This is a genomic window from Bacillus sp. JZ39, assembly GCF_053903145.1.
In genome coordinates, this window is the sequence record NZ_CP096389.1 from 3,026,181 (window position 1) to 3,040,999 (window position 14,819).

15 protein-coding genes are annotated in these 14,819 nt (G+C 43.8%); 11 read left to right on the forward strand and 4 right to left on the reverse strand.

The genetic code is table 11. The features are described from left to right. The first annotated feature begins 64 nt into the window (after positions 1-64). From nupO to maeN, 4 genes are all read left to right on the forward strand, one after another. Positions 65-1,597 (forward strand): guanosine ABC transporter ATP-binding protein NupO, encoded by a 1,533-nt coding sequence (gene nupO / locus M1D65_RS15580; protein ID WP_456270615.1) that lies wholly within the window; start codon positions 65-67, stop codon positions 1,595-1,597. Further along, entirely contained in the window at positions 1,590-2,636 is a 1,047-nt protein-coding gene (gene nupP / locus M1D65_RS15585; protein ID WP_153529874.1) for a guanosine ABC transporter permease NupP, read from the forward strand. Before nupO ends, nupP begins: the two co-directional genes overlap by 8 nt. Continuing rightward, entirely contained in the window at positions 2,637-3,596 is a 960-nt protein-coding gene (gene nupQ / locus M1D65_RS15590; RefSeq protein WP_014480697.1) for a guanosine ABC transporter permease NupQ, read from the forward strand. A gap of 154 nt (positions 3,597-3,750) precedes the next feature. After that, complete coding sequence (gene maeN, locus M1D65_RS15595) at positions 3,751-5,097, forward strand: sodium/malate symporter MaeN (protein ID WP_153529876.1); 1,347 nt, start codon at positions 3,751-3,753, stop codon at positions 5,095-5,097. A 35-nt stretch (positions 5,098-5,132) separates the two neighbouring features. On the opposite strand, the gene M1D65_RS15600 is transcribed toward maeN, so the two are convergent. Continuing rightward, complete coding sequence (locus M1D65_RS15600; protein WP_041052857.1) at positions 5,133-5,348, reverse strand: hypothetical protein; 216 nt, start codon at positions 5,346-5,348, stop codon at positions 5,133-5,135. A gap of 230 nt (positions 5,349-5,578) precedes the next feature. Between M1D65_RS15600 and M1D65_RS15605 the strand changes: the two genes are divergently transcribed. From M1D65_RS15605 to mnhG, 7 genes are read left to right on the forward strand one after another with little or no spacing between them, the layout of a single operon-like run. After that, the gene (locus M1D65_RS15605) at positions 5,579-7,984 is read left to right on the forward strand and encodes a Na+/H+ antiporter subunit A (protein WP_161621288.1); all 2,406 of its coding nucleotides are present in this window, start codon (positions 5,579-5,581) and stop codon (positions 7,982-7,984) included. After that, positions 7,977-8,408 carry a Na(+)/H(+) antiporter subunit B gene (locus tag M1D65_RS15610; RefSeq protein WP_003228819.1) on the forward strand — a complete coding sequence of 144 codons (432 nt, stop codon included), beginning with the start codon at positions 7,977-7,979 and terminating at the stop codon, positions 8,406-8,408. Before M1D65_RS15605 ends, M1D65_RS15610 begins: the two co-directional genes overlap by 8 nt. Beyond that, positions 8,408-8,749 carry a Na(+)/H(+) antiporter subunit C gene (locus tag M1D65_RS15615; RefSeq protein WP_003220730.1) on the forward strand — a complete coding sequence of 114 codons (342 nt, stop codon included), beginning with the start codon at positions 8,408-8,410 and terminating at the stop codon, positions 8,747-8,749. Before M1D65_RS15610 ends, M1D65_RS15615 begins: the two co-directional genes overlap by 1 nt. Then, a complete protein-coding gene (locus M1D65_RS15620; protein WP_043940184.1) occupies positions 8,742-10,223 on the forward strand; it encodes a Na+/H+ antiporter subunit D in 1,482 nt (493 codons plus the stop codon). The genes M1D65_RS15615 and M1D65_RS15620 overlap by 8 nt, the downstream gene beginning before the upstream one ends. Before the next feature lie 5 nt (positions 10,224-10,228). After that, positions 10,229-10,705, forward strand: a complete 477-nt coding sequence (locus M1D65_RS15625; RefSeq protein WP_003228815.1) for a Na+/H+ antiporter subunit E — start codon at positions 10,229-10,231, stop codon at positions 10,703-10,705. After that, positions 10,705-10,989, forward strand: coding sequence for a Na(+)/H(+) antiporter subunit F1 (locus tag M1D65_RS15630; RefSeq protein ID WP_003228814.1), 285 nt, complete (start codon positions 10,705-10,707; stop codon positions 10,987-10,989). Before M1D65_RS15625 ends, M1D65_RS15630 begins: the two co-directional genes overlap by 1 nt. Then, positions 10,973-11,347, forward strand: a complete 375-nt coding sequence (gene mnhG / locus M1D65_RS15635) for a monovalent cation/H(+) antiporter subunit G (protein ID WP_014477830.1) — start codon at positions 10,973-10,975, stop codon at positions 11,345-11,347. Before M1D65_RS15630 ends, mnhG begins: the two co-directional genes overlap by 17 nt. 38 nt (positions 11,348-11,385) lie before the next feature. On the opposite strand, the gene M1D65_RS15640 is transcribed toward mnhG, so the two are convergent. The 3 genes from M1D65_RS15640 to M1D65_RS15650 form a co-directional block, all read right to left on the reverse strand. Continuing rightward, positions 11,386-11,766: a hotdog fold thioesterase gene (locus M1D65_RS15640; RefSeq protein WP_017695528.1), complete on the reverse strand. Its 381-nt coding sequence runs from the start codon at positions 11,764-11,766 to the stop codon at positions 11,386-11,388. Between the two features lie 18 nt (positions 11,767-11,784). Continuing rightward, on the reverse strand, positions 11,785-12,429 hold the full coding sequence (gene comA / locus M1D65_RS15645) for a two-component system response regulator ComA (protein ID WP_003220716.1): 645 nt from the start codon (positions 12,427-12,429) through the stop codon (positions 11,785-11,787). An 80-nt stretch (positions 12,430-12,509) separates the two neighbouring features. Beyond that, positions 12,510-14,810, reverse strand: coding sequence for a histidine kinase (locus tag M1D65_RS15650; RefSeq protein WP_456270616.1), 2,301 nt, complete (start codon positions 14,808-14,810; stop codon positions 12,510-12,512). Between the last annotated feature and the right edge of the window lie 9 nt (positions 14,811-14,819).

Genomic DNA, 14,819 nt, shown 5'->3' on the forward strand with positions numbered 1-14,819 from the left:
ATAAGGAGGTCGAGCCCTTATCCCTTGTTTTTCTTTTATTTTGAAATAAAGGAGCGGTCAATCAATGGAATATGTCATTGAAATGCTCAATATCCGCAAGGCGTTTCCAGGTATCGTCGCCAATGACAATATCAATCTTCAAGTCAAAAAAGGCGAAATACACGCGTTGCTCGGTGAAAACGGAGCGGGGAAATCAACATTGATGAATGTCCTTTTCGGGCTGTATCAGCCGGAGCGGGGTGAGATTCGGGTGCGCGGCGAGAAGGTGCACATCAACAGCCCGAACAAAGCGAATGACCTTGGAATTGGAATGGTGCACCAGCACTTTATGCTTGTTGACACCTTTACAGTTGCTGAAAATATTATTCTCGGGAAGGAGCCAAAGAAGTTTTGCAGAATTGACCGGAAGCGTGCTGGCCAAGAGGTGCAGGACATTTCCGATCGATACGGCCTGCAGATCCATCCTGAAGCAAAAGCAGCTGACATATCAGTCGGTATGCAGCAGCGCGCGGAAATATTAAAAACCCTCTACCGCGGTGCCGACATTCTGATTTTTGATGAACCGACGGCTGTTTTGACGCCTCATGAAATTAAGGAACTGATGCAAATTATGAAGAACCTGGTCAAAGAAGGGAAGTCCATCATCTTAATCACCCATAAGCTGAAAGAGATTATGGAGATTTGTGACCGCGTTACGGTTATCCGTAAAGGAAAAGGCATCAAAACCCTTGATGTCCGTGATACAAACCAAGACGAACTCGCCAGTCTAATGGTCGGCCGTGAGGTATCGTTCAAAACCGAAAAGAGAGCTGCTCAGCCGGGAGCGGAAGTGCTTGCGATTGACGGCATAACTGTAAAGGATACCCGCGGAATAGAGACAGTCAGAGATTTGTCTCTTTCAGTCAAAGCGGGAGAAATAGTCGGCATAGCAGGCGTCGACGGAAACGGGCAATCTGAGCTGATCGAAGCGGTGACAGGACTCCGCAAAACAGATTCAGGAACAATCACCTTAAACGGAAAACAGATCCAAAACCTGACGCCAAGAAAAATCACTGAATCCGGGATCGGCCATATCCCTCAGGATCGCCATAAACACGGTCTCGTCCTTGATTTTCCAATCGGAGAGAATATCCTGCTGCAAAGCTATTACAAAAAGCCGTATTCAGCATTGGGCGTTTTACATAAAGGCGAAATGTACAAAAAAGCACGCAGCCTGATCACTGAGTACGATGTCAGAACGCCGGATGAATATACACACGCTCGGGCATTGTCAGGCGGAAACCAGCAAAAAGCGATTATCGGGCGGGAAATAGACCGAAATCCTGATTTATTAATTGCCGCCCAGCCGACTCGCGGCCTTGATGTCGGAGCGATTGAATTTGTCCATAAAAAGCTCATTGAGCAGCGTGATGCCGGGAAAGCCGTTCTTCTCCTCTCGTTTGAGCTTGAAGAAATTATGAATCTCAGTGACAGAATCGCCGTTATTTTTGAAGGACGCATTATCGCCAGCGTTAATCCGCAGGAAACCACTGAACAGGAGCTTGGTCTCTTGATGGCAGGAAGCACGCAAAAGGAAGCGGGGAAAGCAAATGGTTAAACGACTCTCTCATTTACTCGTGCCGCTCATCGCAATCATACTTGGTCTTGCGGCCGGCGCGTTGATTATGCTTGTGAGCGGCTACAGTGTGGCCAGCGGATATTCGGCTTTGTGGAATGGGATATTCGGAGAGATCTATTATGTCGGAGAAACCATCCGGCAAATTACGCCTTATATTTTATCCGGATTGGCTGTCGCCTTTGCATTCCGAACCGGACTCTTTAATATCGGCGTCGAGGGCCAGCTGCTCGTCGGCTGGACAGCAGCGGTTTGGGTCGGTACGGCGTTTGACGGACCGGCATATATTCACTTGCCGCTCGCATTGATTACAGCAGCAGCTGCAGGAGGATTATGGGGGTTTATTCCCGGTATTTTGAAAGCGCGATTTTTCGTTCATGAAGTCATTGTCACCATTATGATGAATTATATCGCGCTGCACATGACCAATTACATCATTTCAAACGTCTTGACAGATCATCAGGACAAGACGGGGAAAATTCACGAATCCGCCTCCCTCCGCTCTCCTTTTCTTGAACAGATCACCGATTACTCACGGCTGCATTTGGGAATCATCGTTGCCCTTCTCGCAGCAGTTATCATGTGGTTTATCATCAACAAAACTACAAAGGGATTTGAGCTCCGGGCGGTCGGGTTTAACCAGCACGCTTCCCAGTATGCCGGCATGAGCGTGCGGAAGAATATCATGACCTCCATGCTTATCTCCGGCGCTTTTGCAGGCCTTGCCGGAGCCATGGAGGGCCTAGGGACATTCGAATACGCAGCAGTGAAAGGCGCATTTACCGGCGTAGGCTTTGACGGTATCGCTGTCGCTCTTCTCGGGGGAAACACAGCCGTCGGCGTTGTACTGGCGGCATGCCTGCTTGGCGGGCTGAAAATCGGCGCATTAAATATGCCGATTGAATCAGGCGTTCCATCAGAGGTCGTTGATATTGTGATTGCCATTATTATTCTGTTTGTGGCTTCAAGCTATGCGATTCGTTTCGTCATGGGCAAATTGAAGAAAAAGGGGGGGAACTAAGTGGACATTGTGCAGATTTTATCTATCATTGTCCCTGCCACACTCGTCTATGCGGCCCCGCTTATTTTAACTGCTCTCGGCGGCGTGTTTTCCGAGAGATCAGGTGTTGTGAATATCGGCCTAGAAGGCCTCATGATTATCGGGGCGTTCACCAGCGTGTTATTTAATTTATTTTTTGGTCCGGAATTAGGTGCCGCCGCACCTTGGCTTTCGCTCCTTGCCGCCATGGCAGCAGGCGCCCTGTTTTCACTGATTCACGCGGCAGCGGCGATTTCGTTTCGCGCCGACCAGACAGTCAGCGGTGTCGCCATTAACATGCTGGCGCTTGGGGCAACTTTATTTATCGTCAAACTGATCTACGGCAAAGCGCAGACAGACAAAATTCCAGAGCCTTTTTATAAGACGAAAATCCCCGGTTTGGGCGATATTCCCGTCTTGGGAAAGATCTTCTTTTCGGATGTCTATTATACGTCTATTCTTGCAATAGCACTTGCTTTTATTTCCTGGTTTATCTTGTTCAAAACGCCGTTCGGCCTTCGTATCCGTTCTGTCGGAGAGCATCCGATGGCGGCCGATACGATGGGAATCAACGTATATAAAATGCGCTACATCGGCGTGATGATCAGCGGATTGTTCGGCGGTCTCGGCGGCGGCGTATATGCCTCCACAATTGCGCTTGATTTCACGCACTCTACCATCTCCGGGCAAGGCTTTATCGCCCTGGCAGCGCTTGTATTCGGAAAATGGCATCCGATCGGAGCACTGGGGGCCGCCCTGTTTTTCGGATTCGCCCAAAGCTTAAGCATCATTGGATCGCTGCTCCCTCTTTTTAAAGACATACCAAATGTGTATATGCTGATGGCTCCTTATGTCTTAACGATTCTCGCTTTAACCGGCTTTATCGGGCGGGCAGATGCGCCAAAAGCCAATGGCGTGCCCTATATTAAAGGAAAAAGATAAAACATTTTCCCCTGGGAAGACGATTCTCAGGGATTTTTTTCTAATCCAAAAGACCCCCTTAATTTAATTGTTTATTAGTTTTTTAACTTAAAAAAATATGAAGTGTTAACGCTTTCTTGTAGACTGTAACAAACAATACATGGGGGTGTATGACATGGGAGCAATTCCAAAAACGGGGACAATTTCACCTGAGCAAAAAGACTCACAGGGGAAAAACCTGTTTCAAAAAATCTGGTCTTGGGAAATCGGTGTGATTCCTCTGCCTTTATACACAGTATTAGCTGTTATTATTATTCTTGCAGCCTATTACAATGAGCTGCCGGCAAATATGCTTGGCGGGTTTGCCATCATTATGATTCTTGGTGTGTTTCTCGGAGACATAGGCCAACGCATACCGATATTGAAGGATATTGGCGGCCCTGCTATTTTATCTTTGTTTGTTCCTTCATTTTTAGTCTTTTACAATGTACTGAATTCAACATCTTTAGACGCTGTAACCAACTTGATGAAAACGTCTAACTTCCTTTATTTCTATATCGCTTGCCTTGTTGTGGGAAGTATCCTCGGTATGAACAGAATTGTTTTAATACAGGGGTTTATCAGAATGTTCGTTCCACTGGTTGCAGGAACGATCGCGGCCGTTGCAGCCGGCATCCTTGTCGGATTTATTTTTGGCTATAGTGCCTATGATTCCTTTTTCTTTGTTGTTGTCCCGATTATTGCCGGGGGAATAGGTGAAGGAATTTTGCCGCTTTCAATCGCCTATTCACAAATACTGGGCTCATCGGCTGATGTATTTGTGTCTCAGCTGGTGCCAGCCGCAATTATAGGAAACGTTTTTGCTATCATATGTGCAGCCTTAATGAAAAAGCTTGGCGATAAGCGTCCAGATCTAAATGGGAACGGACGTCTCGTAAAATCTAAAAAAGCAAATGAGATTTTCAATCAAAAAGAAGCCGAAGCAAAAATTGATTTTAAGCTAATGGGAGCGGGAGTTCTGCTCGCGTGTACATTCTTTATTTTTGGCGGGTTATTGGAGAAATTCATCTTCATCCCGGGCGCGATCTTAATGATTATTTCAGCTGCGGCTGTCAAGTATGCGAATATTCTTCCGAAAAAAATGGAAGAAGGCGCTTACCAGCTTTATAAGTTTATTTCTTCAAGCTTTACATGGCCGCTGATGGTCGGTCTCGGCATCCTCTTTATTCCGTTGGATGACGTAGCGTCTGTGATTTCTATTCCGTTTGTCATCATCTGTATTTCAGTTGTTATCGCGATGGTTGGTTCTGGATATTTCGTAGGCAAGCTGATGAACATGTATCCGGTTGAATCCGCAATCGTTACCTGCTGCCACAGCGGCCTCGGCGGAACGGGTGATGTTGCCATTTTATCGGCATCAGGAAGAATGGGCCTTATGCCGTTTGCCCAAATTTCAACCCGTCTCGGCGGTGCAGGCACAGTTATTTGCGCGACAGTGCTGCTTCGTTTTTTCACTTCATAAACAGAAAGAGTTCCGTTTTATGCGGAACTCTTTTTTTATTTATTCACAATCCGAATATACTCTCGGGGACCAAACGGCAGATCCTTTGATTCCGTCTCACTCATTCTGGCTGACAGGTGGTGCTCCAGTAAATACAGCTCCCACTCATCACCAGCCGCCACACCGCTGCGCCCGTCATATTGATTCAACATGAATGCCCCTGCAAATACTGAGCAGAATAAACCTGAGCACATCACGACTTTTCTTTTCACATGACCAGCTCCTTTCCTTCAGCTTGATCAGGATTGATTTTAAATATACAAATAACCTCTTTTTTGTTAGACTTATTTTGAGGTCAAAAGAACTCATAAAAACCCATTACAGCAGTTCGAAGCGTGGCAGCTTGCAGAAAAGTGCGATATAATTTGGACTAGGTCGTTTGACCGTATATTTCATACATAGCGCATTTTTCAATTGAGAACGAGAAAAGGAGGTCTTATCTTTGCAGCTCTTACATCTTGCTATTTTATCGCCTTTTTTATTTGCTTTTATCATTCCCTTCTTGGCAAAATACGCAAAAAGAGTGCATACGGGCTGGTTTGTGTTGATCTTGCCCGTCTTGCTGTTTATATACTTTCTCCCAATGATCAGGATGACACAATCTGGAGAAACACTTCGATCGGTATTAGAGTGGATTCCGTCACTCGGCATTAACTTTACCGTTTATATAGACGGCCTCGGGTTATTATTCGCTTTACTGATCACAGGCATTGGCTCTTTGGTCACTCTTTACAGCATTTTTTATTTATCGAAAGAAAAAGAACAGCTTGGGCCCTTTTATGTCTACTTATTGATGTTCATGGGCGCCATGCTCGGCGTCGTTCTAGTAGACAATGTCATGGTTCTCTACATGTTCTGGGAGCTTACAAGCCTTTCATCCTTTTTGCTGATCGGCTATTGGTATAAGCGGGAAAAGTCGCGCTATGGCGCAGCCAAATCACTTTTGATTACGGTCAGCGGCGGGCTGTGCATGCTCGGCGGATTTATTCTCCTTTATTTGATAACGGATTCCTTCAGTATTAGAGAGATGGTTCATCAGGTTCAATTAATTGCCGGCCACGAATTGTTTATCCCGGCTATGATTCTCATTTTATTAGGGGCTTTTACGAAATCAGCGCAATTTCCTTTTTACATCTGGCTCCCTGACGCGATGGAAGCTCCGACGCCTGTCAGCGCTTATCTCCATTCAGCTACTATGGTAAAAGCCGGCATTTATGTGATTGCGAGATTCAGTCCTATTTTCGCCTTTTCAGCTCAGTGGTTTTGGATCGTGTCCCTCGTTGGCCTTTTTACGATGGTTTGGGGTTCATTCCATGCCGTGAAACAAACTGATTTAAAATCGATTTTGGCGTTTTCAACCGTCAGCCAGCTCGGCATGATCATCTCCATGCTCGGAGTCAGTGCTGCGGCCCTTCATTACGGACATACAGAATATTATACAGTTGCCGCTATGGCTGCCATTTTCCATTTGATCAACCACGCAACCTTTAAAGGAAGCTTGTTTATGGCAGTCGGGATTATCGATCACGAAACAGGCACACGGGATATCCGGAAGCTAGGCGGCCTGATGGCGATTATGCCGATTACATTTACCATTTCCTTAATCGGGACATTTTCAATGGCCGGCTTACCGCCGTTTAACGGATTTTTGAGTAAAGAAATGTTTTTCACAAGCATGCTTCGCGTGACACATTTTGACCTGTTCAACGTGCAGACATGGGGCATTCTGTTCCCTCTTTTCGCCTGGATCGGAAGTGTATTTACGTTTATCTACAGCATGAAATTGCTGTTTAAAACATTCAGAGGAAATTACCAGCCTGAGCAGCTTGAAAAACCGGCTCACGAGGCGCCTGTCGGCATGCTCGTACCACCAGTCATTCTTGTCGCTTTGGCTGTCAGTCTCTTCTTTTTCCCGAATATATTGTCGTACAGCCTGATAGAGCCTGCGATGAACTCAATCTATCCGACACTGCTTGCCGGCCATGAGAAATTCCACGTTCACATTTCACAGTGGCATGGGGTTACAACGGAATTGCTCATGACTGCGGGTATTGTTGTGATCGGAACAATTGGTTATTTGTCGCTGAATAAGTGGAAAGGAATCTATAAACTGTTTCCTTCGAAACTCACACTCAACCGGTTATACGATAAGCTTTTGACTCTGATGGAGAAAGGCTCTTACCGGGTCACAAAACAATATATGACCGGGTTTTTAAGAGATTATTTGCTGTATATCTTCGCTGGTTTCATCATTCTGATAGGCGGAGCTTTTGCCATTAAAGGCGGATTTTCATTTAAAACGGAAGGCATGGCTAAAATCGGTGTATACGAAATCATTTTGACGCTTGTCATGATCAGCGCCACAGTGGCGACTGTTTTTGCTAGGTCAAGACTGACGGCGATCATTGCACTCGGTGTTGTCGGTTATACGCTTGCATTGTTTTTTGTCATTTTCAGAGCGCCGGACTTGGCATTGACTCAGCTCGTCATTGAAACGATTTCTGTGGCACTGTTTCTGCTTTGCTTCTACCATTTGCCGAAACTGAGGCTGAAAACAAAAACGAGAACGTTCCGGATGACGAATTTTATCATTTCTTTAGGCGTCGGTATTATTGTTACTCTGCTCGGTATCGCATCCTCAAGCCAGCGGACAAAAGACAGCATTGCGTCCTTCTTTGTCAAACACAGCCACGATCTCGGCGGAGGGGATAATGTCGTCAATGTCATTCTTGTTGATTTCAGGGGATTTGATACAATGTTTGAAATTACGGTATTAACGATAGCCGCTCTCGGCATTTACAGCATGATTAAAACAAAAGTAAAAGAGGAGGGGAAAAGCGGTGAATGAACAAAAAACAAATGACTTGATTCTTCAAACTGCGACAAAGCTTGTATCCTTTATCATTTTGCTTTTCTCTTTCTATTTATTTTTATCAGGGCATAACGCGCCCGGAGGAGGCTTTGTCGGCGGACTGATCACGTCCTCTTCCATCGTTCTCTTGCTTCTGGCATATGATTTAAAAACCGTGCGTTCCCTTTTGCCGGTCAATTTCATTTATGTCGCGGGAGCCGGCCTTCTGCTCGCTGTATTAACAGGCGTTGGCTCCTTTGTCTTCGGGGCTCCTTTTTTAACCCACACATTCGGATACTTTCAGCTGCCGATCCTTGGGAAAACGGAGCTCGCCACAGCGACGATATTTGATTTAGGCGTTTATCTTGTTGTCGTAGGCATAACGATGACCATTATTCAAACGATTGGAGAGGAAGAATAATGGAAATCTTAATGGCTGTATTAGCCGGTATTATTTTTATGGCTGCTACGTATTTGCTGCTGTCTAAAAGCCTGCTTCGTGTCATTATCGGAACAGCACTGTTAAGCCATGGCGTTCATTTAATGCTTTTGACTATGGGAGGATTAAAGAAAGGCGCCGCTCCGATTTTGAGCGAGCATGCCAAATCATTTGTCGATCCGCTTCCGCAAGCCCTGATTTTGACCGCAATTGTCATTTCTTTTGGCGTTACGTCATTCATCCTCGTCATGGCCTTTCGCGCTTATCAGGAATTGAAATCGGACGATATGGATCAAATGAGGGGAAATGATCAACATGAATAATTTTGTTATTTTGCCAATCCTGATTCCGCTTTTGTCGGCTATTCTTCTGATTTTCATGACGAAGAATCTTATGCTCATGAGAATCTTCAGCACGGCGGCATCGGCCATCGGGATTGTGATTAGCGGCATACTTGTACAGACTGTCTTCACAAAAGGCATCCAGACACTCAGCCTAGGCGGATGGAAAGCGCCGTACGGCATTGTGCTTGCCGCAGACCAATTCGCCAGCCTTCTCGTTCTCACAACAGCGGTCATCGGTTTATTGGTTGGGCTTTATTCCTTCCGTTCTGTCGGTGAAAAACGGGAGCGCTCCTTTTACTACTCCGGCGTTCAGTTCTTGCTTGCCGGCGTCAGCGGAGCGTTTTTAACAGGCGATTTATTTAATATGTACGTATTTTTTGAGCTTCTGCTTATTGCTTCCTATATGCTGATTGTATTAGGCGGCACAAAAATTCAGCTGCGGGAATCCCTTAAATATATTGTGTTTAATATCGTGTCGTCTGCCCTGTTTGTCATAGGGGTCGGCTTTTTATACGCTGTAACCGGCACGTTAAACATGGCGGATCTTAGCGTGAAAATCAGTGAAACAGGACAAACCGGGCTGATCACTGTGATTGGTGTCCTGCTGCTTTTGGTATTTGGCATGAAGGGCGGGATTTTCCCCCTCTACTTTTGGCTTCCAGGCTCTTATTACGCGCCACCGGCAGCAATCTCCGCGTTGTTCGGGGCTTTGCTGACAAAAGTCGGGTTATATGCGATTGCGAGGGTTTTCACATTGATTTTTATTCACGATACAGCCTTTACCCATCAGCTGATGATTTGGCTGGCGGCGCTGACTGTGATTTTCGGTGTGATCGGTTCACTCGCTTATTCGAATGTCATGAAAATTGTGATCTATAACATTATTACCGCTGTCGGCGTGATTTTGTTCGGTGTGGCAGTACACACCCCCGCATCCATTCAGGGCGCGATCTACTATCTGATTCACGATATGCTGATTAAGGGCGCTTTGTTCATGCTGGCAGGTACGCTGATCGCATTGACTGGAACCGCGAGCCTGCATAAAATGGGCGGGCTGATCAAACGCTATCCTGTTCTTGGATGGATGTTTTTCATTTCCGCTATTTCTCTTGCAGGCATTCCGCCACTGAGCGGATTTGTCGGCAAATTTAAAATTGCAGAGGGCGGCTTCGCAGAAGGTGAATTTACGATATCCATGCTGATTCTGCTTTCGAGTCTGCTTGTACTGTACTCTGTGCTGAGGATCTTTATACATGCGTTTTGGGGCGAAGAAAAAGAAACGCCAAAACCAAATCATCGAACAGCTAAAGGACTTCTTTATCCGGCAGCTATTTTTCTCTTGCTGTCTCTTCTCTTCGGGTTGGGTACAGAATGGGTGTCGCCTTACGTTGATCAAGCGGCCGAGACGCTGCTGAATCCGGAAAAATATATCGAAGCTGTTCTGAAGGAGTAGATCGCATGGCATTTCAAATTTTATTAAATGTGTTTCTCGCTTTTTGCTGGATGTTCTTAAGCAACAGTCCAAGCGCCGCAGGATTCATTACAGGCTATATTCTGGGCATGCTCTCTCTCTTTTTCTTCCGGCGCTTTTTCACTCGCCAGTTTTATCTATGGAAATTGATTTCTATCATCAAGCTCTGTTTCATTTTTATAAAGGAACTGTACCTTGCCAATGTCAGTGTGATGAAATCAGTCTTATCTCCAAAACTGAATATCAGACCGGGTATTTTTGCTTTTAAAACTGAACTGACGAAGGACTGGGAAATCACCCTGCTTTCTCTGCTCATTACATTAACGCCGGGAACCTTGGTGATGGATATTTCAGATGACAGAACAATACTTTATATTCATGCAATGGATATCGAGGATGCGGAAAAAGCGATTTTTGACATTCGGGAGTCATTTGAAAAAGCCATACAGGAGGTGAGCCGGTGATGTTTACGCTGATCCTGCAAATCGCGCTCGGCATTATGGCAGTGTCTACCTTTTTGTATGTCATTCGTGTCATTAAAGGGCCGACTGTGCCTGACCGGGTCGTGGCTCTGGATGCAATCGGCATCAATCTGATCGCAATCACGGCGCTTGTCTCCATTTTGCTGAAAACAAGTGCGTTTTTGGATATTATTTTGCTGCTGGGGATTTTATCGTTTATCGGAACGATAGCATTTTCCAAGTTCCTGGAGAAAGGAGAGATTATCGAAAATGATCGAAACCGCTAAAGTTGTTGTGGCTGTATTCATATTGCTGGGAGCTCTTGTATGCCTCATTGCTTCATTTGGCGTACTTCGCCTTCCCGATGTGTTTACACGCGCTCATGCTGCTTCTAAAGGCTCAACATTAGGTGTCAATATGATTCTGCTCGGTGTCTTCTTCTATTTGTGGTTTGTGACGGGGGAGCTCTCCGCTAAAATCCTGCTTGGGATTCTCTTTATCTTTATTACGTCGCCGATCGGCGGGCACTTGATCTGCCGTGCTGCGTATAACTCCGGCGTCAAGCTTGATGAGAGAAGCGTACAGGATGACTATAACGGAATCAGAAACTTTGTGATTAAACGAAAAGAGGATTCTTATTTATAAAAATAAGCAGCCGGACAGGCAGAGTTCCGGCTGTTTTTTTATTTCTTGATGACAGCCAGCGTGCATCTGGATATACAGATCAGCCTCTCTTGCTCGTCATATATGTGAATGTGATAGACAATCGTCGTTCTGCCTATGTGAACGGGCTCGGCTATCGCCTTTACCGTTCCTTCCTTTACAGATTTTAAATGGTTGGCGTTAATCTCCAAACCGACACAAGCCTGTGTTGAATGATCAATCAAGTTCTGTGCACCTGCGCTCGCCGCTGTTTCCGCCAGGGCCACTGAAGCGCCCCCATGCAAATATCCGAACGGCTGAACCGTCCGATGATCCACCGGCATGACCGCAACGCATCGTTCCGCTGTGTTTTCAACAATCTCTATACCAAGCGCTTCAAGCAATGTGTGTTTCGTATCCATCATCTACACCCCCAACATTTAAAGTACACCGTCTGATTTCGCAATCAAAACCGCTTCCGTCCGTGAACCGACATTCAGCTTATTGAAAATCGATGTCAAGCTGTATTCAATGGACCGCTTGCTTAAATGAAGGGCATCTGCGATTTCTTGGTTTGTAAATCCCTTTTCAACTTCTTGAAGAATCAGGCATTCTCTAGGTGTGAGCACATCTTGTTCTTTTTGAGAGGAAGGAGCCGGCTTTGTTTTTTGCTGAGTCATCAGCTGTTTAAAGTAAGCAAAATCGACTAAAATTTCTCCGTTGAGTACGTGGTATATGTATTGGGTGATCTTTTCTTTAGATTCCGTTTTGCTGATGGCACCGTGCAGACCCGCACGAATCGCTTCCTCGAAATAATCCTCGACCTCATAACCGGTATACACGATAATTTTACAATGAGGATTCTCTTGTAAAATCTGTTTAGAAAGCTCCATCCCATTGACCTCGCCGCCTAAATTCAGATCCATTAAAATGAGATCATATGACGAGAAATCATGCTGCTTGATAAACTGTTCGCTCGGTTCAGGACTGAGACAATCAACAGACAAATTCGAATCCGTTTCCAAAATTGTCTTGGTGCCTTCCATGACAGCCGGATGGTCATCAATCACTAGTATCTTTTTCATGTTTTCCTCCCTTTTACTCACTCTTTTCCATTTTATAAAAAAGACTTGGCCTGTGCCAAGTCGTTTCCGTTATAAATCCATTACAATTCGATTTCAATATCAGCCTTAAAGCCCTTTCCTTCACTTGTTTCAATCCGAAGGCGCCCATCTAAAGCCCTGACTCTCTCCTTAATGCCAGAAAGCCCCATGCTCATGGAATGCTCAGTATTCTTTTCCTGATCAAACCCAACGCCATCGTCCTCATAATGAAGAACGATTTTGTTTTGAATACTAATGAGCATAATCAGCACATCCGTCGCCTGAGAGTGCTTAACCGCATTAGACAGAAACTCTTGAATGATCCGGTATAAATTCAGCTGCGAATCCAGATCAAGGGAAGCCGTAAATCTGCCGGTATTTAAACGGATATGAAACGGAACCCGCTCCTGCTGCTGCGCCACCAGCTTCGACAACGCCTTCACCAATCCAAGATCATACAGAAGCTGCGGCCGCAGCTCATGACACGTCTCCCTCGTCATCGAAATCACATCAGACATCTGCTCATTCATCTGTACAAGCTTGTCCTGCACCTCTTCACGGCACGGATTATCATCCTTCTTGAAATCACCCAAAAACAGCTCACACTGGCGTTTTAAGGAAATCAAATCCTGAAGAACCGAATCGTGGAGATCGCGGGCGAGATCCGAGCGTTGTTTTTCCTCGATCGTGTACATGAGTTTTTTGAGCCATACGGGGTTGGATTCTTGTTGTTTTATTTCTTCTAAATGACTCATCAGTTCTTCGATTTTCATGACGTTTTCGATCGATACGTTTGTATAAAAAGCCAAAGTTTTCAGCCAAGAAAGTTCTTCGAGTGTGAGACGAGGCGTATTCATTTTAGATAAACAAAGCATCACAAATGATTTACCACCGCGTTCACCTATCTTCATGACAAAACCTTTATTAAATTCAACGATTTTCCCTATCTCGGATGTTACTTTTCTAAATTCTTTTTCATAGACTTTTTCAAATGAATTTTGATTAAGTTCTTCATAGAGTTTAATACTTCCATCAACTGAAACCTCATAAATATGGGCTCGGCTTACAAGCGAAACCTCAAGTATCGTGGTTTTCAGTTCCTCAAATACTTGGGTCAAAGAAGTTGAATCTCTAATCAACTGCGTAAATTTATATATACTGTCTTGATAATTGAATTTTTCCGAAACCCTTTTTAATCTAAATCTGAAATCAAGTACTTCTTTATAATAAAAGACCGCCACCATAATAATATACATAAGAATCGCCAGTCTGAAATAATAGAAATCTCCAGCTGGATTTCCTATTAACTCGAATACCGTAACTAAAATAATTGTGGGCGTTAATGCTAATATTCCATAATATTTTAACCTGCTTAAAATAAAATCCACATTATAAATTTTATTTGTCATAAATTGATAAACCAAAGAAAATGGTATTAGGAACATAAATGAAGCAGCTACAAAAGAAGAAATCCCATCAGTGCTTAAGAATACATAAGGTATTATATATAAAAACAAAAACGGCGAAAAAGATAAGATATTAATTATGGTAAGAACTTTTAAAATATGTGCTTGTTCAGTATCCTTACTTTTAATTAAAATAGATCCAAAATATACGCTCACAATTATAAATGAAATAAAGAACGAAAGTAAATTTATTTTAGGCACATAATGTCTAAAAAAAAGTTGAGTTCGCAACAATTCAAAAACTAGATTTAGTACTGGAATTGCATATAATATAAAAACTTTTTTGTTAAATAACACAGTGCCCAGTTCTTTAAAATACTGATACAAGAAAAGAAGATAATTAAACATTACAGATGTTAAAGTGAATACCATTATACATCTGCTTAACCAATCTCCCTTTGCAGATCCACCCGCACTTAAGTATGCTAAAGAAGCAGATAACAAGAAAATGATTAAAATCAAAGCAGAGAGTAGTTTTTTCGATTCATTTATTTTTAGAATGAAGAAACAACAAAATAGACAGGCTATATAAAATATTAATGGGATCACAAAAGTAGTAAAATTCCCATCATTCATTAAATCAGGCTTAATTTTAACCTTTTCTCCATCTCTCTCGACGACTATTGATCTCACATGGTTTGAATTATATTTTTGAACTTCAAGAGGACGCTTAACTTTATGATTATTGATACTTTTGATGACGTCCCCTTTTTGTATGCCTGAGTAATAAGCCGTAGAAAATTCCTCAATATTTGTTATGACAACTTCATTGTCTTGATTTTCGGCTACTGCTGCACCAACTAAAAGTTTACTCGAACTTATATACGTTAAATAAGTTACATAGACTAAACTAACTAAAATCAAAAAAATTGAAACTTTGTTGTACCATGCCTTCATTTAATAAAG

Coding starts and splice junctions, on each gene's coding strand:
- nupO (WP_456270615.1), top strand. CDS start 65: ATGGAATATGTCATTGAAATGCTCAATATCCGCAAGGCGTTTCCAGGT.
- nupP (WP_153529874.1), top strand. CDS start 1,590: ATGGTTAAACGACTCTCTCATTTACTCGTGCCGCTCATCGCAATCATA.
- maeN (WP_153529876.1), top strand. CDS start 3,751: ATGGGAGCAATTCCAAAAACGGGGACAATTTCACCTGAGCAAAAAGAC.
- M1D65_RS15615 (WP_003220730.1), top strand. CDS start 8,408: ATGGAAATCTTAATGGCTGTATTAGCCGGTATTATTTTTATGGCTGCT.
- M1D65_RS15620 (WP_043940184.1), top strand. CDS start 8,742: ATGAATAATTTTGTTATTTTGCCAATCCTGATTCCGCTTTTGTCGGCT.
- M1D65_RS15625 (WP_003228815.1), top strand. CDS start 10,229: ATGGCATTTCAAATTTTATTAAATGTGTTTCTCGCTTTTTGCTGGATG.
- M1D65_RS15630 (WP_003228814.1), top strand. CDS start 10,705: ATGTTTACGCTGATCCTGCAAATCGCGCTCGGCATTATGGCAGTGTCT.
- mnhG (WP_014477830.1), top strand. CDS start 10,973: ATGATCGAAACCGCTAAAGTTGTTGTGGCTGTATTCATATTGCTGGGA.
- M1D65_RS15640 (WP_017695528.1), bottom strand. CDS start 11,766: ATGGATACGAAACACACATTGCTTGAAGCGCTTGGTATAGAGATTGTT.
- comA (WP_003220716.1), bottom strand. CDS start 12,429: ATGAAAAAGATACTAGTGATTGATGACCATCCGGCTGTCATGGAAGGC.
- M1D65_RS15650 (WP_456270616.1), bottom strand. CDS start 14,810: ATGAAGGCATGGTACAACAAAGTTTCAATTTTTTTGATTTTAGTTAGT.